Below are 25090 nucleotides of genomic sequence, written 5' to 3' on the forward strand. Positions count from 1 at the left end.
ATGGTCCGTCGTCGCCGCCCAACCTAATCTCATCCTGCTCTACTAGCCACTTCCGAGGTTCGATTAGGCCTTCGCAACGCGGAACGCTGTGCTTTACCCCTAGCCACGGGGTAGAGCAGCCATTTTTTTAAAAATTCAAAATATTTCGTGTATTCAATAGGTTATATCGCATATCTGCCTCGCTGATTGGAGGGAAGTTGTGCGAATAGTGTGTATCCCTAGGTTTTGGGGCTGTTTTTCCATTTAGGCCGCCAAATGTTGAGCTAAAATGTTCTTCGATTTTAGATTGCAATCGAGAGCTACTTCGCATTCTGGCGAAAAGATGAGGTTGACGTGCCGAGCGCAACACGCTCCAGCAATCATGGCCCGAGCTTTTTGCGCTGGGCTGGAAGTAAACGAAAATCGCTAGGTGTATTGTCGTCCGCTTTTTCAGACCCCAGTCGACAATATGTCGAGCCGTTTGCTGGCTCAGCCGCGCTTTTTTTCTCTCTCCAGCCGGATAGCGGCCTTCTTGGCGACCTGAACGGACATCTCGTAAACGCGATGCGACATGTTCGCGATCGCCCGAGGGAATTGCACAAACAGTTGGTGGCCCTGAAGCGAAGCCCAAAAGTTTATTACGAAGTAAGAGACACCTTTAATACGATGCGACCGAATGGCTTGGAGGCCGCAGTCTTTTTTGTCTATTTGAACCGCAATTGCTTCAATGGATTATGGAGGACGAACAGCAAAGGCCTGTTCAATGTTCCCTTTGGTGGCCATGAGATGGGAGGAAATCCACCCCTATCGTTGCTCCAAGATTGTTCGGTTGCTCTTAAACGTGTGAGACTTCGCCACCAAGATTTTCGAAAGACGATAGCTGAAGCTGGGCGCCATTCATTCATCTACGCGGATCCACCGTACTTTTCTTCTATCGATCGTACGTTCATAGAATACGGCAAGAAGTCTTTTGGTCCGCAAGATTTGGATGACTTAATTTTTGCCCTACGAGAAGCCGTGCGCCGGGGGGCCACCGTTGCGCTAACTTACAATGAAAGCATGCCCATCAAAGGCATCCCTAAAAGCTGGCATCGCACTCGATTCGAGGTAACGCGAAACGTTGGGGGGTTCAGCGGGTCGCGCAAGAAGCAAGTCGAAGTCCTCTATTCGAACTCTCCCATATTGGTCGAGGCTACTTGAAGCGATTCCTGCTGATCAGTGACGTGCATGCGTGCGAAGATGATCCCTCGTCGTCGCTTTCACCCTCTTACGTGAGTAGCTTTGGTGGAGGCACTCGGCCTACGGTGGACCCCCTTTCAGACTTGCGTCGGCTGATTGACGAAGAGCAGTTGCAACTTGATTGCATACTGTGCCCGGGTGACATCACGAACAAAGCCAACTCCAACGCTTTCAATTACGTATGGCCACGACTGCACGATCTAGCCAACGAACTCGGCATACCTCTCGTATCCACTGTAGGTAACCACGACGTCGACTCTCGTTACAAGACCAGCACGTTCGACCCAAGAGACTTTGCAAAAGCAATAGTGCCCCCGATACCTTTTGGCGATCGGCAGAATTACCTTGAATTCTGGGCTGAGGATTTCACATCGATTTCACTTGATGATTGCAATATCCTTGCTCTCAACACGGCAGCTTATCACGGCGCCGGACGCGACACGGCTGCGGAAATAGAACATGGCCGAATTAGCCCGAGAACGATCGAAGCCATAAAGACCAAGTTGAGCACGCTCCCTAGCGCATCAACCAATATACTACTGTGCCATCATCATCCACTTCAACCGGAACAATCAGATGAGAATTTGGCCGGACTTACTCGGGGAGGATCTGAACTGATACGCGTGCTAAACGACGCACCGACATCGTGGATTCTCATTCACGGACACAAACACGTTCCAGACCTCTTTTATGGTCACGGTGGCGCAAATTCTCCGGTGATAGTGAGTTGCGCAAGCTTCAGTGCGCAAATTAACTTTGACGCACAAAACAAGAATCCCAATCAAGTTCACTTGCTGACATCTGACCCAAGTGGAGCGCGCCAAAGCGGTTGGAACTCCGCCGGGACTATTCTTAGTTGGACATGGCAGCCGGGTGTGGGTTGGAAGAAATCATTCGGGCCGCACGGCTTACGACACGTGTGCGGCTTCGGACATCGAGCCAGCGCAGCTTCCCTTGTTGATCAGATCGATGCCTACTACACAACTCAGAGCGTCAATTCGTTGGCTTGGACTACGGCAATCGCGACATTTCCATCGCTCATGAGACTAGTTCCGTCCGACTTCCGGGCACTTGAACGAGAACTCGAGCAACGGGGCTTTGTGATCCTCACGGATCGGGACGGAAGTTACGCACAATTAGGGCGACGCCCATGAGACTGGAATTAGAATACAATGCTAGATCAATTCCGGCGGTCGATATCGCCCGCTCCTTTATCCCCCCAGAACCGCATTTCGCGCGATTGTTGGCAAGAAACCATACGTTACTTCTTGGCCCAAGAGGCAGTGGCAAGACGACACTACTCAAGATGCTCACAGCCCGAGCACTAGACAATTGGGAACATCCTCAGGCCAGGACCTTCGCAAGAGAAGTCACATTCAACGCCGCGTTCATCCCGGCAGATATCGCATGGGGACGTCAGATTGAGGCTTTCGATCGGCTCACCCACAAGACAGAAAGAAAGGAGGCTGCGTTTGTTCTGCATACGCTCCGTAGTCTCGTTTTCGCAATGCGCGAGGCAGTAGAATTAGGTCGTTCGAAGGTTTCCGAACACGCAAGGCATTTGGCAATTGAGATTGACGCCGATCAAGAACGCCAGCTTGTTAAGCTAGTAGCGGATGATTTGGAAGTTAAGCCGAAGCTTGAAACGCTCTTGGGGCTAGAACTGGCGCTCGAGTCTCGCCTTGATGCCATAAATGTAGGAAACACTGCTGATCATTCGTTCAGCGTTGATTCATTTCCCAGCAAAATCAGCATGCTCGTATCGGCCTTTAACGGCATGTCGAGGAGAGATGACCGCAGGTGGGCTCTACTGTTTGATGAGATGGAAATCGCCCCCACTAGAATTAAGTCGTTCCTCTTGTCCGGCATTCGGAGTTTTGACGAGAGAATAATCGTGAAATTAGCTTTGGCACCTTTCATGGACGATGCCGGATTGCATCGAACCCCAACCTCACCGCAACCACTCCACGATTATCAGACCGTCCAACTAACTTATCCAAACAAGGATGACGCAACCCAGTTCAGCGCAGAGCTGTTTCGAACAACGTTTGAGCGGGTCGGCATTCAAGTCCGTTCGCTACCTCGAATGTTCGAATCTCCAAATTTCGGCCGCAGCTTTGGACGAGCTCCGAACAAACTCCAGACGCGTCGTGGAATTCCCGAAGAATTCAACGAGCTTGCAGCTAAGGATGACTCCTTTGCAAAATACGTAAGTGATCGCGGTTTGCTGTCCCCCACATACGTGTTCAACGAGAATAACATTGCGCAGGATGTGAGAAAGGTGCTGCCTATAGTTATTGCGCGGAACTTCTTCTTGCGTCGTTTCGAAGCTGGACGGGTAGTTGCTGAACGTTCCAGAAAGTCACATTCTTTGTATGCTGGTTATCCGGCGATCGTGGAAATAACAGAGGGGAATCCAAGAGCAATCCTTACGTGCGTTGGGCCGATGGCACGTCAATTCCTGGATCAACGATCGGATGGCGGCGGCTCAATATCGCTTGGAATGCAAACCCAAGCGATTCGTCGCGTTGAGCTCCTCTTGACTTCCCTTCTGCAAGTGATTCCGTTAGACCTTGGGGGCTTCGAGCCCGGCAAAGGATTGCTGGACTTTGTAGACCAGATCGGGAGATCGTTCGAGGACCGATTGCTGAAGGGCCCCTTCTCGACGGACTATGTCGGCACATTCGTTCTCGATAGTAACGTCACCAATGACGTGATCAGTGCAGTCGGGAAAGCCTTGAACGCGGGGGCGATAATTCATGTCCCTCATCCAGAGAGCGGCCCTGATACATTGCTCCGCGGACTAAGGGGCCAACGCTTTCGGCTTTCTTATGCGCTCGCTTCTCGGTATCGATTACTACTTACACTTGGGGATCGAGTCAGCCTATCAAGACTGTTGTTGGAGATGCGAGGCGTAGACATTCGAAACGCCCAACAAACTCTCTTCGACACGGGTGGTCAAAATGGTGATAGCTGAGAACGATCGCCCTCCAACGGGAGAAACGTTCGCCTTAGCAATCGTTGCCGTTGGCTACGAACGTCGATGTCGGTGGGTCGTGGAACAGCACGCGATTTCCGCCTCGCGTGGGCTTGGCCTGGAGTTCGGATTTTTGAAAGCTGGCTCATATCAGGATAACAAGACGTTCTTTCTGAACAAATCATACACGCTCCTCTCTGGTGTGGACGCGAGCGCAACGACCGCTATTTCAAATGCCGTTTTGGAAACGCCTGCTGACGAAGAGTGCCGCATCTTTGTCGACATATCTTCGATGTCTCGGGAGATGATAGCAAATGTAGCGCTCGGAATGCAGTTGGCCGCGAAGTTTCGCACGATTCGTCTCGCAACCGCATATGCACCATCCAAGTTTGTCGGCCCCTATCAAGCGGCACCCATAAGGGTTGCAAATCCCATCGTTCCAGCGTTAGCCGGGTGGAGTTCTCGTGCAGAGCGACCGCTCGGAATTATCTTCGGTCTAGGATGCGAGCCTGGACTCGCGCTAGGGGCGCTTCAATACTTGGAGCCCAATAAGGCTTGGACTTTTGCTCCTCAAGGAAACGATCCAGCTTACGACGAAGCAATGCGTCAGGCGAATGAGCACATCGACGACATATTCGACGTAACAGAGTTCAACTATGAAATCTCAAAGCCCACCCACACTAGGGGCCGGCTGGAAGCATTGTTGAACGCTCTGGAAAGCGATTTTCGACTCCTCGTGGTTCCTTTCGGCCCGAAAATGTTCGCATGGCTTTCAGTATCAACCGCCGTCTTTTGCGATCGGAATATTGGTCTTTGGGCATTCAGTTCAAAGGATCATGCCGTAGTGGTGGATCGCGATGCAGAAGGCCCAGTGATCTGGCACAATTTGTTGTTGAGCCCGCGCAGATCCGGGGCGCAGGATACCGCGAGTTAATTTTCGGATACTTTGGGCACCGACAAAACACCATGCTGCGAGTTTCCCGCGACCTTACGATTGACGAGAACGACATCGAGATCGGCTTCGTCCGCGCCTCCGGTCCGGGCGGGCAGAATGTCAACAAGCTCTCCACGGCAGCGCAACTGCGTTTCGACACGCGGAAGATCACGCTGCCGGAGGACGCCGCCCTGCGGCTGAACCGGATTGCCGGCCAGCGCATGACCAAGGATGGCGTGATCGTGATCCACGCCCAGCGCTTCCGCACCCAGGAGCGCAACCGCGCCGATGCCATCGACCGCCTGCTCGAAATGCTGCGCGAAGCCATGGTGAGGCCGATACCACGGCGCGCCACCAAGCCGACCTTCGGCTCGAAGCAGCGAAGGCTGGAAGGCAAGAAGCGCCGCAGCGACGTCAAGGCGAAGCGCACCACCGCGCGCTTCGACGATTGAGGGCTGCCGCCGATCTTTTGATTGACGCGTTTTCTTGACGCGAACCGGTATCTACTCCGCTTGAAAACGCTCTCCCTCAGTCCCGGATCAGATATTCCCGGATCATCAATCGCGCGCGGTGAATGCGCGCCTTGACGCTCTCGCGCGTCAGGGCGAGAATTTCAGCGATCTCATCGATCGACAATTCCTCGATATCGCGCAGCAGGATCACCTCGCGATAATGATCGGGCAAGGACTGGATCGCGCGGGAAAGATCGATGCGAATGTCTTCGGGCGGAAGATGCGCCAGACGCATTTCCGCATCATCGGCCGAAGCGTCCGCCATTCCCGTCGCCCGACGCAGCAGGCGAAGGCAGGCGCGGCGGGCCACCGCAAACAGCCACGCCGAGAACGACGTCACCGCGCGCAGCGTTCCGACCCGTCGGTACAGCAGCAACAGCGTTTCCTGAACCGCGTCATCGATATCGGCCGCGCGGCAATTGCGCGCGGCATAGCGGCGGATGTCCGGCTGGGCTATCGCGATCAGCGATACCAGCGCATCGGCGTCGCCGCGACGGGCGGCCTCGACCAGCGAGGGATCGCAGCGCCCTGCCCCGGCCAGCGCGGTCATGGCGAAGGAAGCCTCCGGCCGACCATGGCGCACATCGGGCAAAAGCCGAAAAAGCCGGTCAGAATCGCGATCGCGCCGGCACCTGCGATCAGATAGCCGGCCGTCGTGCCGGGCATGCTAAGCAGCCCGGGCATGCCGAAAAGCCCGTAGACGATCATCGCAACGCCCCCGATCGTCCGCATCGCCCGCTCCCAGCCCGGCAAATTCTTGCGATAAAACATAACAGCTCCCTTTGATTTCGCGAGAGAACCTCAGCGTTCTCATCCCATAGAGCCATCCAGCCGGTTTTTCGGTTCGCGGAGTTCAGGCCAAAACACAAAAAAAACTCCGGCCGCCCATCGCGACCGGAGTTCTGTTGGAGAGCAACCCGACGGAGGAGGCGGGTTTCTTCCTGGGGGAGCCTATCGGCTGGTCGCTGGAGGGGTAGCCGCCCCGCCCGTGGCCTTGGCCGCTCCGGTGGGCGCGCCGCTGCCGGCTCCGACGGTGCCCTTCATGCCGCTCTTCGCACCGGCCCTCTGGCTGGCGGCGCCCGCCGGCGCATCGGTGTCCTCGTCGATGCTGCCCGAAGCGCCTCCCTGCATCTGGGTTTTGCCCTGTGCGCCGCCGCGGGTCTGCGTGCCGGATGAGGCGCCTTGCGCCAGTACCGGACCGGCAAGCAGAGCCGAGATTGCAACTGCGATCGCCGAGGTTTTCACTAGCTTCATCCATTTCTCCAAGGTTTGGTTGACGAAGAACAGTTCGACTTCTTCAGGCACCGTTCACAACGCGAACATGTTCATCGCCGGATCAGTCGTTATCCGCGAACGGCGCGCCCGCCATGCAAGCCGCGCGATGTGGTGATCGTGCAGGGATTTCTGGGTCATTTTGCGAATCCTTGGCCACACGCAGACCGCATATTCGGCGCCTCTGCAGCTTCCGGAAAGTTCCGTAAAAATATTTTGAACACATGCATTTGAAGCGGCAGCCGCCTGAAGATTGGGAGTCCGGCCTGGAGCCCAGCCGCTTTTGTTCTGTCGTGAAACAGCCCGCTACTACCACCGCTTATTTTCCGCGACCTACAGTCTGTGCACGCCAATGGTGAAGCACATGACGAAGCTGCGTACGACACGGGCAATCGGGCCGGGATTTTGCGCCGCGCTGCTTGTCGTGACGATGGCCGGCGCACAGATGCCGCTGCCCGCCGCCAGGCCGCCGGATGGGACGACGCTGTTCAAGCAGCAATGCGCGACTTGCCATACCACCAACCTGTCCGACCCGACCCGCCAGGGGCCGTCGCTGTTTGGGATCGTCGGCAAGCCGGCGGGCAAGACGGACGGCTTTCGCTATTCCGCCGGCTTCGCCGAGGCCAACTTCGTCTGGGACGACGCCGGGCTTGATGCCTATCTCGCCAATCCGCAGGCGATGGTCCCGGGCTCCAACATGGCCTACCGCCAGCCCAAGGCGGAGACCCGCACCGCCATCATCGCCTATCTGAAGGAGCTGAACTGAATGGCAAAGCCCGTTCATTCGATGATCCGCGTGTTCGACGAGGCGAAATCGCTGGACTTCTACGCACGCGCCTTCGGGCTTGAGGTCGCCGACCATCTCAAGTTTGCGGATTTCGCCTTGATCTATCTGCGCCATCCGTCCTCGCCGTTCGAGGTCGAACTGACCGTCAATTTCGATCGCAAGGAGCCCTACGCGCTGGGCGACGGCTACGGCCATCTTGCCGTCGTCGTCGATGATGTCGACGCCGAGCACGCGAGATTCGCACGCGAAGATCTCGCGCCCGGGCCGCTGCGCGACTTCAAGCATGACGGCATGACGCTGGCGCGCTTCTTCTTCGTCGCCGACCCCGATGGTTACAAGATCGAAGTGATCCAGCGCGGCGGCCGCTTCGGTTAATCGCAATCAACAAACGTTCAATGGAGGACACCCATGAGAGAAGTCGATCGTCGAAGCAAATATGATCGTCGCGTCTTCCTGAAGGGCGCGGCCACGGCGGTGCCGGCCGTCGCGATCGCGACCAGCGCGGGCCTGAGTGTCAGCGACGCCTGGGCCGACGACGCCACCACGCTGACGCCGGCGACGCTCAAGACGCTGGTGAAGGTCGCGCGCGACATCTATCCGCACGACTTCCTGGGCGACAGCTACTACATCGCCGCAATCAAGCCGTGGGACGGCAAGTCGGCGAAAGATCCGGCCACAAAGTCGCTGATCAATGACGGCGTCGCGCGCCTGGATCAGGAAGCCAACGATCGCCACAAGGTTCCCTATGTGCAGGTACAGTGGGAGACCGACCGCGTGGCGCTGTTGCAGCGCATCGAGCAGACCGCCTTCTTCCAGAAGGTTCGCGGTGACCTCGTCGTCTCCCTCTACAACCAGAAAGAACTCTGGCCGAAGTTCGGCTACGAGGGCTCCTCCGCCGAGCACGGCGGCTATATCAAGCGCGGCTTCGCCGACATCGACTGGCTCCCGAAGGCTTGAGGCCACCGGCAACGAACAATCAGGGAGGAATTCAACATGGCAAAATTCGATCTGAATGACAGCGGCGTGGTCGTGATCGTCGGCTCCGGCGCAGGCGGCGGAACGCTCGGCAATGAGCTTGCGCAAAAAGGCGTCAAGGTCGTGATCCTTGAAGCCGGATCGCGCATCGAGATGCAGGATTTCGTCAACGATGAATGGGAGAGCTTTACCCAGCTCGCCTGGTCCGACATGCGCACCACATCCGGAAGCTGGCGTGTCGCCAAGGACTTCGCCAACCTGCCGGCCTGGATCGTCAAGGCGGTCGGCGGCTCCACGACGCACTGGGCCGGCGCGTCGCTGCGCTTCGACGAGCACGAGTTCAAGGCCAAGACCACCTATGGCAACATCGCCGGTGCCAACCTGCTGGACTGGCCGATCACACTTGCCGAGATGGAGCCGTGGTACGCCAAGGCCGAGGACAAGATGGGCGTCACCCGCACCAACGGCATTCCAGGACTGCCCGGCAACAACAATTTCAAGGTGATGGAAGCCGGCGCCAAGAAGCTCGGCTACAAGTCCGTGCACACCGGCAATATGGCGATCAACAGTGCGCCACGCGACGGGCGCGGAGCCTGCCAGCAGATCGGCTTCTGCTTCCAGGGCTGCAAGACGGGTGCGAAATGGTCGACGCTCTATACCGAGATCCCCAGGGGCGAGGCGACCGGAAATCTCGAAGTGCGCCCCAACAGCATGGTGATCAAGATCGAGCACGATGCATCCGGCAAGGTGACGGGCGTGGTCTATGCCGACCAGAGCGGCGCGATGCAGCGCCAGAAGGCGCGGGTGGTGGCGGTCGCAGGCAACTCGATCGAGAGCCCGCGGCTGTTGCTCAACAGCGCCTCGACCATGTTCCCGGACGGCCTTGCCAACTCGTCCGGGCAGGTCGGCCGCAACTATATGCGGCACATGACCGGCAGCGTGTACGCGGCGTTCGAGAAGTCGGTGCACATGTATCGCGGCACCACCATGGCCGGCATTATCAAAGACGAAGCGAAGAACGACCCCAAACGCGGCTTCGTCGGCGGCTATGAGATGGAGACGCTGTCGATCGGCGTGCCGTTCATGGCGGCATTCCTGAACCCCGGCGCGTGGGGACGCTCCTTCACGTCAGCGATGGAATCCTATCCGCGGATGGCCGGCATGTGGCTGGTCGGCGAGGACATGCCGCAGGAAACCAACCGCATCACGCTGGATCCGAAGGCCAAGGACAAGTTCGGCATGCCGGTGGCGAGCGTGCATTTCGACGATCATCCGAACGACATCGCGATGCGCAATCATGCCTACAAGCAGGGCGCCGCCGTCTACGAGGCCGTCGGGGCCACCGTGACCTATCCGACGCCGCCCTACCCGAGCACCCACAATCTCGGCACCGTCAGGATGAGCGAGAAGCCGCGGGATGGCGCCGTCAACAAATTCGGCCAGGCCCACGACGTCAAGAACCTGTTCATCTCCGACGGCAGCCAGTTCACCAGCGGCGCAGCCTGCAATCCGACGCTGACGATTGTCTCGCTCGCGATCCGGCAGGCGGACCACATCGCCGGCGCGATGCAGCGAAAGGAGATCTAGAGCGTTTTCGAGCGAAGTGGGCACCGGTTCGCAAAGCAATCAAGCCTGCGCAGATTGCGTAGACTTATCTGCGGTAGAAAACGCGTCAACAAAAAAGCTGGAGCCCGGTTCTGATTTAGTCAGAACCGGGCTCTAGTTCCCGCAAACGGAAGCGGCTCGGTCCGGAATGGACCGAGCCGCTTTTCCTTGTCGATCGGACGAAAACTATTCGGCCGCGTCGAGAATGGCGGGGGCGCTGACACGAAATTCCGGCACGACGACTGCGCTCTTGGCGCGATAGATCAGGCAGGAACAGCGCAGCAGCGAGGCAAAATTCTTGACCTCGCCGTGGTGGTCGAGGACCTCGTCGTGCAGCGTGGTAAGGAACTTTGCGAGGCTCATCCCCTCCTTGGCCGCGATCTCCTCCAGCGTGTCCCAGAACGACATTTCCAGCCGGATCGAGGTGCAATGGCCGCCCATCCGCAGCGATCGGGTCTGCGATTCGTAGTCGCGTTGGGCCTGGTGCGCGAACAGATGGCACATGGCGTTCCTCCCCGTCAGTTTATAACTTTTCTAAACGATATACCGACGCAGGCGGCCTCCCAAGCCCAATCTCAAGTCCAACCCACGTCGCTGCGACCCGCCGCGAACGAACCCCAGCATCTTCAAGGCGATAGTCTACTTTCATCCCCAGCCGGGCATTGATTCGGCTTCTTCCCATGCATTTGCCACCCTGAGCGCCTACAATCGCGGTTCAGCCCCGAATCGACGCTCAAGCCCCCGCCTCATGCCCGTCCGCCAGCTTCCCGAACAGGTCGTCAACCGCATCGCCGCCGGCGAGGTGGTCGAACGTCCTGCGAGCGTGGTCAAGGAACTGGTCGAGAACGCGATCGATGCCGGCGCCAGCCGGGTCGACATTTTCACCGATGGCGGCGGCCGGCGACGGATCGGCATCACCGACGACGGCAGCGGCATGACCCATGGCGACCTTGCGCTCGCCGTCGACCGCCACGCCACCTCCAAGCTCGACGACGAGGATTTGCTGCGCATTCGCACGCTCGGGTTTCGCGGCGAGGCCCTGCCCTCGATCGGCGCGGTGGCGAAGCTCGGCATCACCACGCGGCATGCCGGCGAACCGCACGCCTGGTCGCTGTCGGTCGAAGGCGGCGAGAAATCGGCGATCATGCCGGCGGCGCTGTCGCAAGGCACCCGCGTCGAGGTCAGCGATCTCTTTTACGCGACGCCGGCCCGGTTGAAATTCCTCAAGACCGACCGCACCGAGGCCGAAGCAATTCGCGAAGTGGTGCGGCGGCTGGCGATGGCGCGGCCCGATATCGCCTTCACCTTGGCCGGCGAGGAACGCGCGCCGGTGACCTGGGCTGCAGCGCTGCCCGGCGCGGCGGGCCGGCTGACGCGGCTCGGCGATATCCTGGGCAGCGATTTCCGCTCGAGCGCCATCGAAGTGCGCGCCGAGCGCGAGGGTGTCGCGGTCGAAGGCTTTGCCGCCGCCCCCTCGCTGACGCGCGCCAACGCGCTCGGACAATATCTGTTCGTCAACGGGCGTCCGGTGCGCGACAAGCTCATTCTCGGCGCGGTGCGCGCGGCCTATTCGGACTACCTGCCGCGCGACCGCCACCCCGTGGTGGCGCTGTTCGTGACAACGGAGCCGCAGGAGGTGGATGCCAACGTACATCCGGCCAAGACCGAGGTGCGCTTCCGCAACGCCGGCCTCGTTCGCGCGCTCATCGTGCATGCGCTGAAGGACGGTCTCGCCCGCGAAGGCAGGCGCACCGCCGCCAATACCGACGGCGCGGCGCTGTCGGCATTTCGCCCATCCTTTACGCCGCGCCCGACCAATTGGGACTGGCGGAGTTCGCCGGCCTATCCGGTCAGCGGCGCGCCTTCATTTGGTGGTGCGGCGTCTGCGCTCGCCGAAGCGGGACAGGCCGCCTTCGATGTCGGCGCGCCAACCGCCGACGTGCGCTTCGAGGCGCAGCCCTCTGCCGATCTGCTCGACCGCCCGTTGGGCGCGGCGCGGACGCAGATCCACGAGACCTATATCGTCTCGCAGACCCGCGACGGGCTGGTCGTGGTGGACCAGCACGCCGCGCATGAGCGCATCGTCTATGAGAAGCTGAAGGCATCGCTGGCGAAGAACGGCGTGCAGCGGCAGATACTGCTGATCCCCGAGATCGTCGAGCTCGACGAGGCCACCGTCGAGAAGCTGCTGGACCGCGCCGAAGAACTCTGCTCCTTCGGGCTCGCGATCGATTCTTTCGGCCCCGGCGCAGTCGCGGTGCGCGAAACGCCGTCGCTGCTCGGCAAGGCCAACGCGGCAGGATTGCTCCGCGATCTCGCCGAGCACATGGCCGAATGGGACGAGGCGCTGCCGCTGGAGCGGCGTTTGATGCATGTCGCCGCCACCATGGCCTGCCACGGCTCGGTCCGCGCCGGGAGACGCCTCAAGCCGGAAGAAATGAACGCGCTGCTGCGCGAGATGGAAGACACGCCGAATTCCGGCCAGTGCAACCACGGCCGGCCGACCTATGTGGAATTGAAGCTGAGCGATATCGAGAAGCTGTTCGGGAGACGGTGACGCCGGATTCGTAGGGTGGGCAAAGGCGCACTTGCGCCGTGCCCACCATCAACACTCCGCACTCAATGGTGGGCACGCTTCGCTTTGCCCACCCTACGGACCGCGCAAAAACACAAACTCCGTATCGTCATACGCCCGCCGCTCCAACTCCTCGAAGCCGTCGGGCGCTGCGAACGCCGCCGCCTTCGCCTCCTCAACCACCAGCAACGCGCCCGGCGTCAGCCAGCCGCCATCGCGCAGCGAGGCCAACGCTTTTTCCGCAAATCCCTTGCCGTAGGGCGGATCGAGAAAGGCCAGCGAGAACGGCTCGACCGGATGCGCAGGTCCCAGATTGGTCGCATCGCGGCGATAGACTTTTGTCACGCCGCCCAAGCCCAGCGCCTCAACATTGTTGCGCAACAGCGCGCGCGCTTCGGCGCCGTTGTCGACGAACAGCGTGAACGCCGCGCCACGCGAGACTGCTTCGATGCCGAGCGCGCCGGTGCCGGCAAACAGATCCAGCACACGCGCGCCTTCGATCGGATCGTCATAGGCGTGGATCAGGATATTGAACACGGATTCCCGCAACCGATCCGCCGTCGGACGGATGGCCTGCGAGGAAGGCGAAGCCAAATTACGGCCCTTCAATCGTCCACCGACGACACGCATAGCCCAACTACTCGTCCCGCGGCGTCAGATCGCGCTTGCCGTGATAGCCGCGCTTGGGGCGGCGCGGCGGACCGTAGCCGTTGGCCTCTTCCTCGTTGCGGGCGCGGGCCTCCTCGCTGCCGGTACGCTGCACCAGCACGCGGCGGCCCTTGCGGTCGGCGATCAGCGCGCTTTTTCCCGCCGGCTTGAACGGCTTCTTGCCGCGCGGCGCGTCAGTCTCTTCGTCGTCGGACTTTTCGCCAGATTTTTCACCTTGCATCGGCCGGTTGAAATCGGCGCCGGCGAGCGTTGCGATCTTCTCGCCGAGCTGCTCGCGCAGCACGCGGGTCTTGACCTCCTCGACCTGGCCCTCGGCGATTTCGCCGAGTTGGAACGGCCCGTAGGAAACACGGATCAGCCGGTTCACCTCGAGGCCGAGATGGGCCATGACGTTGCGGACTTCGCGGTTCTTGCCTTCGCGGATCGCAAACACCAGCCAGACATTGGCGCCCTGGTCGCGCTCCAGCACAGCATCGATCGAGCCGTATTTGACACCGTCGACCTCGACGCCCTTTTTCAGTTCGTCGAGCTGCGCCTGCGTGACCTCGCCATGGGCGCGGACGCGATAGCGCCGCAGCCAGCCGGTGTCGGGCAGTTCGAGCGCGCGTGCGAGGCCACCATCGTTGGTCAGCAGCAGCAGGCCCTCGGTGTTGAAATCGAGCCGGCCGATCGAGATCAGCCGCGGCAGGCCTTCCGGCAGATTGTCGAACACCGTCGGCCGGCCCTCGGGGTCGGCATGCGTGGTCATCAGCCCGCGCGGCTTGTGATACATGAACAGCCGCGTCCGCTCGCGCGGCGGCAGCACCTTGCCGTCGACGGCGATGGTGTCGTTGGCAGTGACGTCCAGCGCCGGCGAATTGATCACGCGGCCGTTGACGGTGACGCGGCCCTGCGTGATCCATTCCTCGGCGTCGCGGCGCGAGGCCAGCCCTGCCCGCGACACTACCTTGGCGATGCGTTCGCCGGATTTCTTGACCTTGGGCGGTTGCGGCCCGCGCTTTTCGAATTCGGTTTTGCGCTCACGGTAAGCACCACGGCCGCCAAACGCGGGGCGTTTCGCAAAGATCTTGCTGTCGTCCTCGTTCTCACGACGCGGCCGATCGTCACCCGCTTCGCTGCGCGGATGCTCCTGCCAGTCGGTGCGGCCTTCCGGTCTTTGGCGTGGACGGTCAAATTTCGGTCGATCCTCGCGCGCACGCGAAAACCGGGGACGCTCATCGCCGCCTCGATCATCGCGCGAGCGATCAAAGCGCGGCTTGTCGAAATTGCGCGCGCCATCACGGGCGGGACGGGAATCGCGCTCGCCGCGATCCTCACGCTTCTGCCACGGCTTTGAATCGCCGCGATCCCGACCACGATCGGGGCGGTCACCAAAATCCTTGCGCGGGCCCCGGTCGGGCGCGCCTCGGGAGAACTTTCGATCGCCGCCAAATTTTCTCTCAGGGCGATCGCCACGGGGGCGATCGCCATCGCGCGACGGCCGGGCACTAAAGGGCCGATCGCCACGCGGACGGTCGCTGTCTTTACGAAAACCCTCGCCACGTGGCGTATAGGGCCGCTTCTCGCCGCCGCCTTCTCGCGGGGCATAGGGCTTCTTGTCGCCAAATTTCCGATCGGAGAAACGTCCAGCCGGACGCGCATCGTCGCGATCACGGCGCGGCGGTCGGTCGTCGCGATTGAAGTTCGGACGGTCGCCGCGCGGCGTGTACGGGCGCTTGTCGCCACCGCCACGATCTTCACGCGGCTTGAACGAACGCTTTTCACCATCGTCACCGCGTGACGGACGGCCTGCAAATGGCCGGTCGCCGCGCGGGCGCGGCGCATCGCCAAAGTCCCGGCGCGGCGGACGATCATCACTGTCCCGCTTGCCGGCGTAAGGTTTTCCACCGCCGGAATAAGGCTTCTTGCCGAACGATTTCGCACCGTCGGACTTCCCGGCATAGGGACGCCGCTCGCCTTCGCCTTCACCCTTTCCGGCAAACCCGCGCTTGGCGAACTTCTTCTCAGGCCCCCTCGCCGCCCCCGAGCGGCCCTTGCCACCCCCCTTGCCACCGCCAGGCCGGTCACGCCGGCCGCGGGAATCGTTGTTTTTGTCGCTATCGCGGGGCATGAATGGTCTCTCGGTACAGGTAAAATGGCTATCAGGCGGATGTGGATGGGCTGCCAAAGCGGAAACGCGCGCGCGCTTCGCTCAAGGCGCATTCTCACGCAAAACCGGCATCCACGTTTGCTGAAGGCGCAGCTAGTAGCAGGTTTCTTCCGATGATACGAGGCATGACTGCCCCTTCTTTCATGGATTTGGCGCTGAAAACGGCTGAAAGCGCCGGAAAAGGCGGCGAAGTTCCGATCGGGTGCGTTATCGTCAGGGGGTACGAGGTCATCGCCACCGCCGGCAACCGGACCCTGACCGACCGCGATCCGACCGCGCACGCCGAGATTCTCGCGATCCGGCAGGCGGCCGAAGCCATCGGGACCGAGCGGCTGGTCGACTGCGACCTCTACGTTACGCTGGAGCCCTGCACGATGTGCGCCGGCGCGATCTCGTTCGCCCGGATCCGGCGGCTCTATTACGGCGCCGCCGACCCCAAGGGCGGCGCGGTGGATTCCGGCGTGCGGTTCTTTGCCCAGCCGACCTGCCACCACGTGCCGGAGGTTTATTCGGCGGTCGGGGAGACCGAAGCGGCGACGCTGCTCAAGGAGTTTTTCAAGGTGCGGCGGTAGCAGTCCTGTAGCCCGGATGGAGCGTAGCGCAATCCGGGGAGTATCGTGGACGCTGTCCCGGATTGCGCTTCGCTCCATCCGGGCTACGAAATCACGCTGCGGTGAAAAACTCCCGCAACAACTTCGCCGTCACCTCCGGGTTTTCCTCCGTCAGAAAATGCCCGGAATCCACCGGCGCACCCGATACATTCGTCGCCCATTTCTTCCACGTATCGAGCGGCGTCGTTGCGGCACTCGCAACCCCGGCATCGCCCCACAGCGCCAGCATCGGGATCGTGATCTTCTTGCCAGCATCGAAATCCGCCTTGTCGATCTCGTAGTCGGCATAGGCGCCGGCGCGATAATCCTCGCACATCGCGTGCACGCGGGCCGGATCGCGGAATGGCGCCAGATAGTGCGCCAGCGCGCGTGGATCAATGGCGTCGAGCGTCTTGTTCTTGGTCTGGCTCGCCATTTTTTCCTCGAGGAAATACTCTCCATGGCCGTCGATCAGCGTCTCCGGCAGCGGATAGGGCTGCGCCAGAAACGCCCAATGGTAAATCTTCAGCGCCGATAACCGATTCAGCCGCTCCCAGTAATCATAGGTCGGCGCGATATCGAGCACCGCGAGCCTCGACAGCCGGCCGGGGTGATCGAGCGCCAGCCGGTATGATACGCGCCCGCCGCGGTCGTGACCGGCGAGCGCGAAATGCACATGGCCAAGCTGCTCCATCGCCTCCACCATCACTTTCGCCATCGCGCGCTTGGTGTAGGGCGTGTGGTTGTCGTCGCTGCGGGGCATGTCCGACCAGCCATAGCCCGGCAGGTCGGCGATGATCAGCGTGAACTTGTCAGCCAGTTGCGGCGCAACCGGATGCCACATCACGTGCGTCGACGAAAATCCGTGCAGCAGCAACAGCGGCGGACCCTTGCCGCCGACGCGGGCAAAGATGCGGCCCGACGAGGTGTTGATCCATTCGGAGGCGTATCCGGGAAACAGATCGGCAAGATCGGACATGGGGCGCTCCTTGCTGCTTCAAACTTTGTTTGCCGTTGCCGCTGACAGATCGCAGGTTTATGCCATTCCTCAAGCCCGACCAACAGGAACAAGAACCGAGGAAACCGTCAGATGTCGATCGATTTCGAAATCCCGGCCGAAGCCAAGGCGATCCGCGAGAAAGTCCGCCAATGGGTGCATGACGAGTGCATCCCCGCCGAGAAGGAACTCGACACCAAGCCGCTCGCCGAAGTGCTCGGCCCGCTGCGGGCCAAGGCCCGCACGCGCGGCCTGTGGTGCCCATGGGTGCCGAAGGAATATGGCGGCATGGGCCTCGGTCCGCTGGCCAACGCGCTGGTGCAGATGGAGCTCGGCGAGAGCATGCTCGGCGCGTTGTCGATGAACACGCAGGGCCCCGACGACGCCTCGATGATGACGATCCTCGCCCACGGCACGGAATATCAGAAAGAGAAGTTCCTTAAGCCCCTGCTCAACGGCGACAAGCGCATCTGCTTCTCGATGACGGAAAAAGCGGCCGGCGCCGACGCCACCGGCATGCAGACCACCGCAGTGAAGGACGGCAACGAGAACTACATCCTCAACGGCGAGAAGTGGTTCTCCTCCTCCGCCAGCGTCGCCGACATGGCGCTTGTGATGGCCAAGACCGATCCGAACGCGCCGCGCCACAAGCAGTACTCGACCTTCCTCGTCGAGCTGCCGAACCCCGGCTACAAGATCAAGCGCAATGTCGCCAACATGGCGATCGAGGGACCGCATGACGATGTGATCCACGGCGGCCACTCCGAGATCGAGATCAGGGATCTGAAAGTGCCGGCCGACAATCTGGTCGGCGGCGAAGGCAATGGTTTTGCGATGGGCCAGCACCGCCTCGCCTATGGCCGGCTGCGCCACGGCATGCACAACGTCGCCAAGGCGCAGCGCGCGCTCGACATGGCGGTCGGCCACATCACCAAGCGCTCGACCTTCGGCAAGTTGCTCTCCGACCGGCAAGCCGTCCAGTTCATGCTCGCGGACTGTGCCGAGCAACTCTACATCGGCCGCCTGATGCTGCTGCACATCGCCTACAAGGCGGAAAAGGGCCTCGATATCAGGCAGGAAAACTCGATCGCAAAAATCTTCCATGCGCACATGGTGCACAAGGTGATCGACACCGCGATCCAGCTCCACGGCGCGCTCGGCTTCAGCCAGGATACACCGCTCGCCAAATGGTACACCCAGGTGCGCGCGCAGCGGCTGGTCGACGGTCCGGACGAAGTGCACAAGTGGAAGATCGGCAAGAACGTCATCAAGGCGTTCCGCGAGCATGGCACGACGGCGAGCGCCGTGGGTGGCGATTTGCTCTGACGACGGCGTAGGGTGGGCAAAGGCGCGAAGCGCCGTGCCCACCATTGCGGACGGAGATCGCCGTGGTGGGCACGCTTCCACCTTCGCTCTTCGAGCTACGGCGGACAAGTCGCTTTGCCCACCCTACGCGACCGATCTAGCCCTTCGCTCTCTCCTGCTCCACCGCCTGCCAGGCAATGTCGCGGCGGCAGAAGCCGTCAAGCCAGTTGATGCGATCGACCGCCTGATAGGCACGCTGTTGCGCCTCCAGCACCGTCTTTCCCATCGCACACACGTTCAGCACGCGCCCGCCATTGGCGAGAATGGCGCCATCCTTCGCCACCGTGCCGGCATGGAAGATTTCGACGCCCTCGATTTCGGCAGCGTCCTCGAGGCCGTCGATACGCGTGCCTTTCCTGTAATCGCCGGGATAACCCTTCGCCGCCATTACCACCGTCAGCGCAGGCTCCGGATACCAACGCAGGTCGAAATGCTTCAGTTCACCATCGCAGGCCGCCAGAAACGCCGGCACGATATCGGACATCATCCGCAGCATCAGCACCTGGCATTCGGGATCGCCGAAGCGGACGTTGTATTCGAACAGCTTCGGCCCCTGCTCCGTCAGCATTACGCCCGCATAAAGCACACCGCGGAACGGCGTGCCGCGTTTCTTCATGCCCGCAACGGTCGGCAAGATGATCCGCGCCATGATCTGGTCGTGAATTTCCGGCGTCACGAACGGTGTCGGCGAATAGGCGCCCATGCCGCCGGTGTTCGGCCCCTCGTCGTGATCGAACACGCGCTTGTGGTCCTGGGCGGAGGCCAGCGGGATCGCGGTTTCGCCGTCGCACAGCGCAAAGAAGCTGATCTCGCGGCCTGCGAGAAATTCCTCGATCACGACTTCAGTGCCGGCCGAACCGAACGCGCCGTCGAACATCATGGCGATGGCCGCCTCGGCTTCATCAAGCGTCTCGGCGACGACGACGCCCTTGCCGGCGGCCAGGCCATCCGCCTTGACCACGATCGGCGCGCCCTGCGCGCGCACATAAGCCAGCGCATCGTCAGCCGTCGTGAAGCGGCCATAGGCGCCGGTCGGAATGTTGAATTCGGTGCAGAGCGCCTTGGTAAATCCCTTGGAGCCTTCGAGCTGGGCGGCCTGTTTGCCCGGTCCGAACGCCTTGATGCCGGCTTTCGCGAGATCGTCGACGATGCCGGCCACTAGCGGCGTCTCCGGGCCGACCACGACCAGATCGACAGCATTGCGTTGGCAGAACTCGATCACCGCAGGATGATTGGCAACGTCGAGCGCGACGCATTCGGCCTCGCGCGCGATTCCGGCATTGCCCGGTGCGCACCACAGCTTGGTCAGCAGTGGGGAAGCGGCGATCTTCCATGCGAGAGCGTGTTCGCGGCCGCCGGAACCGAGCAGGAGGATGTTCATGAATCTGGCCAGATACGGGAGTTCAAGGCCAAGTCGGTCGCATAAAACTCCCTCCCCCCGCAAGGGGAGCATCACGTTTGTGCAGAAGAGTTTCGCTACACTTTCCCCCCTGACGCGGCGATGATCTCCTGCAGCGTGGCGACATGGCGGGCGAAGGCGCCGCGGCCGGCGGGGGTCGCGGTTACCGTGGTCTGCGGCTTCTTGCCGACAAAGGCCTTTTCCACCGCGACATAGCCGGCCTTGGCCAGCGTCTCGATATGGGCGCCAAGATTGCCGTCGGTGGCACCGGTGAGTTGCTTCAGTTTTGCGAATTCCAGCCCGGTGCCCGCGGGCAGCGTGTTCAGCCCCGCCATGATCCGCAAGCGCAGCGGTTGATGGATGATATCGTCGATCTCGGCCATGGCGCTAGCTCCGGCGCATCCACCAGCCGCCGAGCATCAGCCCGCCGCCATCGACAAAGGCCATCCACAGGTCGAACCAGTCGCCGACCAGGAAGTATCCGACCAGCGCCAGTGCGCTGATGCAAAGACCGATCACGACAAAGGCTTGTCCGAACCAGAGTCCGGCGATGATGTAGAGCAGCATGAAATAAATTGGCCAGAACGTGCCCATTTGGCGCGGCGTGAAGTGGCCGAGCACGCTCGTGCAGAGGAACCCAAAGGCGAAGAACAGCACGAACGCGATCAGCATCCTGAAATCGAAGGTGCGAATGCCTGTCTTGCGATATCCGAAGGCGCTGATCGCAAACGATCCCGCGACGCCCGCGACGTTCAGCGCGACCCAGAAATAGCCGGCCTGGCGCGGCAGCAGAAACGAGCCGAGATAGCCGGCAAATACCAGCGCGCCCCACATGATCAGCATCAGGCTGGCGAGATTGTAGATCCGCGATTGCCGGACGCGGTGCGTCATCTCGTTGATTTCGGCGAGCGCCTCGGTGGCCTCGCGGCTGTCGATCATGTTGCCCATCCCCGCGATATCGCCGCTATGACCCTGCCATGGCGCGCGTGGCAACATCTTCGGCGATGATGGATACCGCCTTCGGCGCGGCGACGATACCCATGTGGTTGATGCCGTCGAGCACCCTGACGTCGACAGCGACCTTCGCGCCGCGCACGGCTTCTGCGTATTTGTCCGTAAACATCAATTCGTCGTCGGCGCCGGAGATGATTGTGAGCGGTTTTGTCGCGGCGGCGAGATCGTGGCGGAAATCGCCCCGCACCGCAAAGTTGCGCATCAACCGGTCGGTATAGGTCGACACCAGCGTCTTCTCGGAGTTCGGTGGCACCGCGAGCGCCAGCACCGGCAGCGCCTCACAGCAGGTGATCCCGAGGTTGCGCAGCGCCAGCAAGCCGATGATACGCGGGATATCGGCCCTGGCCCAGCCGCCGGAACCTGGCCGGGTGGAGGGAGCGTCGTAGCCGAGATAAGGCGCGAGCAGCACGAAGCGCTCGAACAGGTTCTGGATCGGCGAGCCGGCCACGCGCAGCGCAAAAGCGCCGCCGGACGAATGGCCGATCAAGGTCAGCGGTGCTGACGGCACGGTCTTGCGCAACTCCGCGACGAAATCGGCGAGATCGTCCTCGAGTTGGCCGACATAGCCGATATCGCCGCGCGTGCCTGACGTGCCGTGGCCGCGCATGTCGACCGCAAGGGTTTCCACGCCGTGCGCCGCCAGCGCCTGCGACAGCGCGTGGATGGTGCCGCCGCTCGAGCCGGACGAGCCGTGGATCACGATCGCCACGCGCCCCGTCGGCGCGGCACCCGCGCCATAATGGCGGAAGCCGAGCCATGTGCCGTCGCGGGCCTGGAACCGCTCAATCGCAGGCAGGCTGGAAAGATCGACACTGGCTCGCGCCCGCGAGATCGCTTGCAGCTCCGGCAGCGGCTGCAGGGGGGTTGCCAGCAGGGCCAGCACCACCAGCGCCAGCACGCCGACGCCACACAGGCCCCATTTCAGGACGCTCACGGAGCCGCGGATCATGACTTTAAGCATTGACCTTGCCTCGCCGGAACATAATACAGAGAACTCTGTACTACAGAGTATATGAGTTCCACAAGAGCCGGATTGGCGGGGATGGTTAAAAATCCCTACGTTGCCCCAACACCTCCAACGCCCGAATCAGTTGCCGATGCCTGCTGCCGAAAACCTGATCAACGCACCCGAATTCACCGTTTCCGAGCTGTCCTCCGCCCTGAAACGGACGGTGGAGGACGCCTACGGCCATGTCCGCGTCCGCGGTGAAATCTCCGGCTTCCGCGGGCCGCACTCCTCCGGCCACTGCTATTTCGCGCTGAAGGACGAGAGCGCCAAGATCGAGGCGGTGATCTGGAAGTTCGCCCACGCCCGGATGCGCTTCAAGCCGCAGGAGGGGCTCGAGGTCATCGCCACCGGCAAGCTCACGACCTATCCGGGCTCGTCAAAATACCAGATCGTCATCGAGGCGCTGGAGCCCGCCGGGATCGGCGCGCTGATGGCGCTGATGGAGGAGCGCAAGCGGAAGCTCGGCGCCGAGGGCCTGTTCGACGAGGGGCGCAAGCAATTGCTGCCCTGGCTGCCGGAGGTGATCGGCGTCGTCACTTCGCCGACCGGTGCGGTCATCAGAGACATCCTGCACCGGCTGCAGGACCGCTTTCCCCGCCGGGTGCTGGTGTGGCCGGTGAAGGTGCAGGGCGAAGGCTCGGCCGAACAGGTGGCCGCGGCCATCCGCGGCTTCAATGCGCTGCCCGAAGCGGGAAAGATTCCACGGCCGGATCTCTTGATCGTCGCGCGCGGCGGCGGCTCGCTGGAGGATCTGTGGTCGTTCAACGAGGAGATCGTGGTTCGCGCGGCCGCCGAGAGCATGATCCCGCTGATCTCGGCCGTCGGCCACGAGACCGATATCACGCTGATCGATTTCGTCGCCGACAAGCGCGCGCCGACGCCGACTGCGGCGGCCGAAATGGCCGTTCCCGTGCGCAGCGAATTGTTCGTCGAGGTCGAGAGCCTGGCGCGGCGCACGATGGTGTGCTGGCAGCGCGGCCAGGAGAGCCGCCGCAATGAATTGCGCGCCGCCGCCCGCGCGCTGCCGGGTTTAAGCGAACTGCTGGCGATCCCCAGGCAGCGGCTGGATCATCTCGGCGCTGCTCTTCCCCGCGGATTGAAGGCCAATACGCACGCCCATCACCGCCGCTTTTCGCATCTCAGCGCCGGCCTGACGCTGAAGGTTCTGCGCGGACAGGTTGCCCAAGCCAATCACCGCCTCACGGTGTCGGGCGAACGCATCCGCCTGTCCGCCCGCGCGCTGCTGCGCAACCGGCGCGACCGCTTTGCCGGGCTCGAGGTCAGGCTGAAGGCCTCAAAACTCTCCAACGCCCAGGCGCAGCGCAACGCGATCGCGCGCGACCGCGAGCGCACGCAACGGCTGGCCGAGCGCGCCCGCCGCGCGCTTCTGACCGCTCTGCAGCGTCTTGACGCGCGCGTCGCCCATAGCGGCCAATTGTTGTCGGCGCTGTCCTACCGCGGTGTGCTCGCGCGCGGCTTTGCCCTGGTGCGCGACGAGCACGGCCACGCCGTCCATGCCGCCGCCGCGGTCGGACCGGGTGCACATCTGTCGATCGAATTCGCCGACGGCCGCGTGGGCGCCACCGCGGATGCCGATCGGCCGGTGGCGACGGCGCCCGCCGCGGGTACGCCGAAAGCGGCGGCGCGCGAGGAGAAGCCGGCGGCGCCGAAGCGCGTGGCCAAGCCGGTTGATCAGGGAAGCCTGTTCTAGCGCGCCAGCCACTCCGCGACGCGCCGTTGCGCGTCCTTGCGCGCGTCCGCATCCGTGCCGATATGACCGCGTTCGGGCAACGCGGCGTCGGAGCCTGCGATCGCCCGCAGCGGAAGGTTGGCGCGGTCGAAATCGTGGGATGCGCCGGGATAGACCACGATCTGCGCCAGCGCGCTGCGGCCGCGGGCACCCTCCACCACCTGGCGGCAGGCTGAGGGCGAACTGATGTCGTCCTGCGCGCCGATCAGCAGCAGCGTCGGCACGCGTGCGCTCCAGCCGAGGCCGGAGGAGATGCGACAATCCGGATAGAACGCGATGGCCGAGCGGAAATCCGGTTCAGCTCGGCGCGACGCCAGTTGCGGGCGTACCGCCCACAACACCGCGCTGGCGCCGTTCGCCCATCCCATCAGGCTGATCCGGTCACGCGCGGCCCAGGGTTGCTGCAACAGCCATTGTCGCGATGCATTGACGTCGGCCACCCGCTCGCGGCGGGCGAGCACGCGGCGCTCCTTGACGCGGCATTGCGGACCGAGCTCGCGCGAGCCGTAACTGTCCGGCAGCAGCACGGCGTGGCCGGTCTTCAACAGCTGCTCCGCCCAGTCGCGATAGCGCGACTGCACCGGCTCGGACTGCCCGCCCAATCCGCCGCAGCCATGCAGCGCGATCACGGTGGGAAACGGGCCGTCACCATCGGGCTTGTAGAGCTGGGCATGCAGGGTCAGACCGCTCGCCGGGATATCGACCTGGCGCGGGGCCGGCAACGGCGCGGCACCGGCCGTGCAGGTCGGCGCAAGGAGCGTCAGGAATAGCGTTGCTGACAACAGGCGCATCGGTCTCTGTCGGATCGGTATGACGCTGCGGGCACAATAAATTTCACGCTATCATGCGCCTCGGCACAAAATCATCACAAGTAGGTCAGTTTCCGGGGCGGACAGTACGACCTATTTATGATAGATCGATCCGGAAAATATACTTAAGGCCAGCCCGTGCGCGGCCAATCGGAGAGTTTGACGGTGCTCAATAAATTCGGTCCCTCGGGCCATGGCGAAGCGCAGGTGCAATATCTGGACGGCGATTTCCGCGTGATCTCGCCTGGAACCTATGTGCGCTGCGCCATCACCGACGTGCGGATCCCGCTCGACGAATTGAAATACTGGAGCGTCGATCTGCAGGAGGCCTATTCGGTCCCGACCGCCGTGCTGCAGCGGCATTTTCCCGGCGCGCTGAAGACGCAGGGCTGATCGCGGTTTCGTAGGGTGGGCAATGGCGCATCGCGCCGTGCCCACCATCTATCGTCGAGCATTGTCTTGAATGGTGGGCACGCTTCGCTTT

At 61.9% G+C, this 25090-nt stretch carries 26 protein-coding genes; 14 read left to right on the top strand and 12 right to left on the bottom strand.

The genetic code is table 11. From position 1 onward, the window contains the following. Positions 1-333: 333 nt before the first annotated feature. From IVB05_RS36795 to arfB, 5 genes are read left to right on the top strand one after another with little or no spacing between them, the layout of a single operon-like run. A complete protein-coding gene (locus IVB05_RS36795; protein WP_247780992.1) occupies positions 334-1179 on the top strand; it encodes a Dam family site-specific DNA-(adenine-N6)-methyltransferase in 846 nt (281 codons plus the stop codon). Beyond that, complete coding sequence (locus IVB05_RS36800; RefSeq protein WP_247780993.1) at positions 1176-2372, top strand: metallophosphoesterase; 1197 nt, start codon at positions 1176-1178, stop codon at positions 2370-2372. Before IVB05_RS36795 ends, IVB05_RS36800 begins: the two co-directional genes overlap by 4 nt. Further along, a complete protein-coding gene (locus IVB05_RS36805) occupies positions 2369-4195 on the top strand; it encodes a hypothetical protein (RefSeq protein ID WP_247780994.1) in 1827 nt (608 codons plus the stop codon). The genes IVB05_RS36800 and IVB05_RS36805 overlap by 4 nt, the downstream gene beginning before the upstream one ends. Then, positions 4182-5129, top strand: a complete 948-nt coding sequence (locus IVB05_RS36810; protein WP_247780995.1) for a hypothetical protein — start codon at positions 4182-4184, stop codon at positions 5127-5129. Before IVB05_RS36805 ends, IVB05_RS36810 begins: the two co-directional genes overlap by 14 nt. 32 nt (positions 5130-5161) lie before the next feature. Next, positions 5162-5581, top strand: a complete 420-nt coding sequence (gene arfB, locus IVB05_RS36815; protein ID WP_247780996.1) for an alternative ribosome rescue aminoacyl-tRNA hydrolase ArfB — start codon at positions 5162-5164, stop codon at positions 5579-5581. A gap of 76 nt (positions 5582-5657) precedes the next feature. Here the strand turns inward: arfB and IVB05_RS36820 are convergent, their stop codons facing one another. The 3 genes from IVB05_RS36820 to IVB05_RS36830 form a co-directional block, all read right to left on the bottom strand. Continuing rightward, positions 5658-6191 (bottom strand): RNA polymerase sigma factor, encoded by a 534-nt coding sequence (locus IVB05_RS36820; RefSeq protein ID WP_247780997.1) that lies wholly within the window; start codon positions 6189-6191, stop codon positions 5658-5660. Continuing rightward, positions 6188-6412: a DUF2892 domain-containing protein gene (locus IVB05_RS36825; RefSeq protein ID WP_247780998.1), complete on the bottom strand. Its 225-nt coding sequence runs from the start codon at positions 6410-6412 to the stop codon at positions 6188-6190. The genes IVB05_RS36820 and IVB05_RS36825 overlap by 4 nt, the downstream gene beginning before the upstream one ends. Positions 6413-6592: 180 nt before the next feature. After that, complete coding sequence (locus IVB05_RS36830) at positions 6593-6895, bottom strand: hypothetical protein (RefSeq protein ID WP_247780999.1); 303 nt, start codon at positions 6893-6895, stop codon at positions 6593-6595. A 382-nt stretch (positions 6896-7277) separates the two neighbouring features. Here IVB05_RS36830 and IVB05_RS36835 point away from each other — a divergent pair, with 382 nt between their 5' ends. From IVB05_RS36835 to IVB05_RS36850, 4 genes are read left to right on the top strand one after another with little or no spacing between them, the layout of a single operon-like run. Beyond that, entirely contained in the window at positions 7278-7679 is a 402-nt protein-coding gene (locus tag IVB05_RS36835) for a c-type cytochrome (RefSeq protein WP_247781000.1), read from the top strand. Next, on the top strand, positions 7680-8075 hold the full coding sequence (locus IVB05_RS36840) for a VOC family protein (protein WP_247781001.1): 396 nt from the start codon (positions 7680-7682) through the stop codon (positions 8073-8075). Between the two features lie 33 nt (positions 8076-8108). Continuing rightward, positions 8109-8657 carry a gluconate 2-dehydrogenase subunit 3 family protein gene (locus tag IVB05_RS36845; protein ID WP_247781002.1) on the top strand — a complete coding sequence of 183 codons (549 nt, stop codon included), beginning with the start codon at positions 8109-8111 and terminating at the stop codon, positions 8655-8657. A gap of 36 nt (positions 8658-8693) precedes the next feature. Further along, complete coding sequence (locus tag IVB05_RS36850; protein ID WP_247781003.1) at positions 8694-10262, top strand: GMC family oxidoreductase; 1569 nt, start codon at positions 8694-8696, stop codon at positions 10260-10262. Between the two features lie 204 nt (positions 10263-10466). Here the strand turns inward: IVB05_RS36850 and IVB05_RS36855 are convergent, their stop codons facing one another. Then, positions 10467-10784, bottom strand: coding sequence for a ribbon-helix-helix domain-containing protein (locus tag IVB05_RS36855; protein WP_247781004.1), 318 nt, complete (start codon positions 10782-10784; stop codon positions 10467-10469). 244 nt (positions 10785-11028) lie between these two features. Here IVB05_RS36855 and mutL point away from each other — a divergent pair, with 244 nt between their 5' ends. Further along, positions 11029-12837, top strand: a complete 1809-nt coding sequence (gene mutL / locus IVB05_RS36860) for a DNA mismatch repair endonuclease MutL (protein ID WP_247781005.1) — start codon at positions 11029-11031, stop codon at positions 12835-12837. Between the two features lie 93 nt (positions 12838-12930). Here the strand turns inward: mutL and rsmD are convergent, their stop codons facing one another. Both rsmD and IVB05_RS36870 read right to left on the bottom strand, forming a co-directional pair. Further along, a complete protein-coding gene (rsmD, locus tag IVB05_RS36865; protein WP_247781006.1) occupies positions 12931-13485 on the bottom strand; it encodes a 16S rRNA (guanine(966)-N(2))-methyltransferase RsmD in 555 nt (184 codons plus the stop codon). A gap of 7 nt (positions 13486-13492) precedes the next feature. Further along, the gene (locus IVB05_RS36870; RefSeq protein ID WP_247781007.1) at positions 13493-15634 is read right to left on the bottom strand and encodes a pseudouridine synthase; all 2142 of its coding nucleotides are present in this window, start codon (positions 15632-15634) and stop codon (positions 13493-13495) included. 152 nt (positions 15635-15786) lie between these two features. Here IVB05_RS36870 and IVB05_RS36875 point away from each other — a divergent pair, with 152 nt between their 5' ends. Further along, positions 15787-16245 (top strand): nucleoside deaminase, encoded by a 459-nt coding sequence (locus tag IVB05_RS36875; protein WP_247781008.1) that lies wholly within the window; start codon positions 15787-15789, stop codon positions 16243-16245. Positions 16246-16336: 91 nt separating this feature from the next. Here the strand turns inward: IVB05_RS36875 and IVB05_RS36880 are convergent, their stop codons facing one another. Further along, positions 16337-17242, bottom strand: a complete 906-nt coding sequence (locus tag IVB05_RS36880) for an alpha/beta hydrolase (RefSeq protein ID WP_247781009.1) — start codon at positions 17240-17242, stop codon at positions 16337-16339. A gap of 111 nt (positions 17243-17353) precedes the next feature. On the opposite strand from IVB05_RS36880, the gene IVB05_RS36885 reads away from it, so the two are divergent. Then, positions 17354-18586: an acyl-CoA dehydrogenase family protein gene (locus IVB05_RS36885; protein WP_247781010.1), complete on the top strand. Its 1233-nt coding sequence runs from the start codon at positions 17354-17356 to the stop codon at positions 18584-18586. Positions 18587-18722: 136 nt separating this feature from the next. Here IVB05_RS36885 and purD read toward each other — a convergent pair whose 3' ends face one another. The 4 genes from purD to IVB05_RS36905 all read right to left on the bottom strand — a co-directional run bounded on the left by purD (position 18723) and on the right by IVB05_RS36905 (position 21999). Beyond that, positions 18723-20006 (bottom strand): phosphoribosylamine--glycine ligase, encoded by a 1284-nt coding sequence (gene purD / locus IVB05_RS36890; protein ID WP_247781011.1) that lies wholly within the window; start codon positions 20004-20006, stop codon positions 18723-18725. Positions 20007-20101: 95 nt separating this feature from the next. Then, complete coding sequence (locus IVB05_RS36895; protein ID WP_247781012.1) at positions 20102-20407, bottom strand: transcriptional regulator; 306 nt, start codon at positions 20405-20407, stop codon at positions 20102-20104. A gap of 4 nt (positions 20408-20411) precedes the next feature. Continuing rightward, complete coding sequence (locus tag IVB05_RS36900) at positions 20412-20963, bottom strand: hypothetical protein (RefSeq protein ID WP_247781013.1); 552 nt, start codon at positions 20961-20963, stop codon at positions 20412-20414. Between the two features lie 25 nt (positions 20964-20988). Further along, positions 20989-21999 (bottom strand): alpha/beta fold hydrolase, encoded by a 1011-nt coding sequence (locus tag IVB05_RS36905; RefSeq protein WP_247781014.1) that lies wholly within the window; start codon positions 21997-21999, stop codon positions 20989-20991. A 136-nt stretch (positions 22000-22135) separates the two neighbouring features. Here IVB05_RS36905 and xseA point away from each other — a divergent pair, with 136 nt between their 5' ends. Then, positions 22136-23758, top strand: a complete 1623-nt coding sequence (gene xseA, locus IVB05_RS36910; RefSeq protein WP_247781015.1) for an exodeoxyribonuclease VII large subunit — start codon at positions 22136-22138, stop codon at positions 23756-23758. Here xseA and IVB05_RS36915 read toward each other — a convergent pair. Then, a complete protein-coding gene (locus IVB05_RS36915) occupies positions 23755-24588 on the bottom strand; it encodes a dienelactone hydrolase family protein (protein ID WP_247781016.1) in 834 nt (277 codons plus the stop codon). The two genes, xseA and IVB05_RS36915, sit on opposite strands and share 4 nt — an antisense overlap. Before the next feature lie 183 nt (positions 24589-24771). Here IVB05_RS36915 and IVB05_RS36920 point away from each other — a divergent pair, with 183 nt between their 5' ends. Then, the gene (locus tag IVB05_RS36920) at positions 24772-24999 is read left to right on the top strand and encodes a DUF2093 domain-containing protein (protein ID WP_108520004.1); all 228 of its coding nucleotides are present in this window, start codon (positions 24772-24774) and stop codon (positions 24997-24999) included. Positions 25000-25090 lie beyond the last annotated feature (91 nt).

This window comes from Bradyrhizobium sp. 170 (genome assembly GCF_023101085.1).
In the GTDB taxonomy this organism is placed as follows: Bacteria; Pseudomonadota; Alphaproteobacteria; order Rhizobiales; family Xanthobacteraceae; genus Bradyrhizobium.

What these genes read in the sequence shown, in the direction of transcription:
- IVB05_RS36900 (WP_247781013.1), bottom strand. Translation starts at nt 20,963, where the DNA reads ATGATCGACAGCCGCGAGGCCACCGAGGCGCTCGCCGAAATCAACGAG.
- IVB05_RS36915 (WP_247781016.1), bottom strand. Translation starts at nt 24,588, where the DNA reads ATGCGCCTGTTGTCAGCAACGCTATTCCTGACGCTCCTTGCGCCGACC.
- IVB05_RS36895 (WP_247781012.1), bottom strand. Translation starts at nt 20,407, where the DNA reads ATGGCCGAGATCGACGATATCATCCATCAACCGCTGCGCTTGCGGATC.
- IVB05_RS36875 (WP_247781008.1), top strand. Translation starts at nt 15,787, where the DNA reads ATGATACGAGGCATGACTGCCCCTTCTTTCATGGATTTGGCGCTGAAA.
- IVB05_RS36820 (WP_247780997.1), bottom strand. Translation starts at nt 6,191, where the DNA reads ATGACCGCGCTGGCCGGGGCAGGGCGCTGCGATCCCTCGCTGGTCGAG.
- IVB05_RS36845 (WP_247781002.1), top strand. Translation starts at nt 8,109, where the DNA reads ATGAGAGAAGTCGATCGTCGAAGCAAATATGATCGTCGCGTCTTCCTG.
- IVB05_RS36870 (WP_247781007.1), bottom strand. Translation starts at nt 15,634, where the DNA reads ATGCCCCGCGATAGCGACAAAAACAACGATTCCCGCGGCCGGCGTGAC.
- IVB05_RS36850 (WP_247781003.1), top strand. Translation starts at nt 8,694, where the DNA reads ATGGCAAAATTCGATCTGAATGACAGCGGCGTGGTCGTGATCGTCGGC.
- mutL (WP_247781005.1), top strand. Translation starts at nt 11,029, where the DNA reads ATGCCCGTCCGCCAGCTTCCCGAACAGGTCGTCAACCGCATCGCCGCC.
- IVB05_RS36840 (WP_247781001.1), top strand. Translation starts at nt 7,680, where the DNA reads ATGGCAAAGCCCGTTCATTCGATGATCCGCGTGTTCGACGAGGCGAAA.
- arfB (WP_247780996.1), top strand. Translation starts at nt 5,162, where the DNA reads ATGCTGCGAGTTTCCCGCGACCTTACGATTGACGAGAACGACATCGAG.
- IVB05_RS36830 (WP_247780999.1), bottom strand. Translation starts at nt 6,895, where the DNA reads ATGAAGCTAGTGAAAACCTCGGCGATCGCAGTTGCAATCTCGGCTCTG.
- IVB05_RS36810 (WP_247780995.1), top strand. Translation starts at nt 4,182, where the DNA reads ATGGTGATAGCTGAGAACGATCGCCCTCCAACGGGAGAAACGTTCGCC.
- rsmD (WP_247781006.1), bottom strand. Translation starts at nt 13,485, where the DNA reads ATGCGTGTCGTCGGTGGACGATTGAAGGGCCGTAATTTGGCTTCGCCT.
- IVB05_RS36905 (WP_247781014.1), bottom strand. Translation starts at nt 21,999, where the DNA reads ATGCTTAAAGTCATGATCCGCGGCTCCGTGAGCGTCCTGAAATGGGGC.
- xseA (WP_247781015.1), top strand. Translation starts at nt 22,136, where the DNA reads ATGCCTGCTGCCGAAAACCTGATCAACGCACCCGAATTCACCGTTTCC.
- IVB05_RS36880 (WP_247781009.1), bottom strand. Translation starts at nt 17,242, where the DNA reads ATGTCCGATCTTGCCGATCTGTTTCCCGGATACGCCTCCGAATGGATC.
- purD (WP_247781011.1), bottom strand. Translation starts at nt 20,006, where the DNA reads ATGAACATCCTCCTGCTCGGTTCCGGCGGCCGCGAACACGCTCTCGCA.
- IVB05_RS36885 (WP_247781010.1), top strand. Translation starts at nt 17,354, where the DNA reads ATGTCGATCGATTTCGAAATCCCGGCCGAAGCCAAGGCGATCCGCGAG.
- IVB05_RS36825 (WP_247780998.1), bottom strand. Translation starts at nt 6,412, where the DNA reads ATGTTTTATCGCAAGAATTTGCCGGGCTGGGAGCGGGCGATGCGGACG.
- IVB05_RS36835 (WP_247781000.1), top strand. Translation starts at nt 7,278, where the DNA reads ATGACGAAGCTGCGTACGACACGGGCAATCGGGCCGGGATTTTGCGCC.
- IVB05_RS36805 (WP_247780994.1), top strand. Translation starts at nt 2,369, where the DNA reads ATGAGACTGGAATTAGAATACAATGCTAGATCAATTCCGGCGGTCGAT.
- IVB05_RS36855 (WP_247781004.1), bottom strand. Translation starts at nt 10,784, where the DNA reads ATGTGCCATCTGTTCGCGCACCAGGCCCAACGCGACTACGAATCGCAG.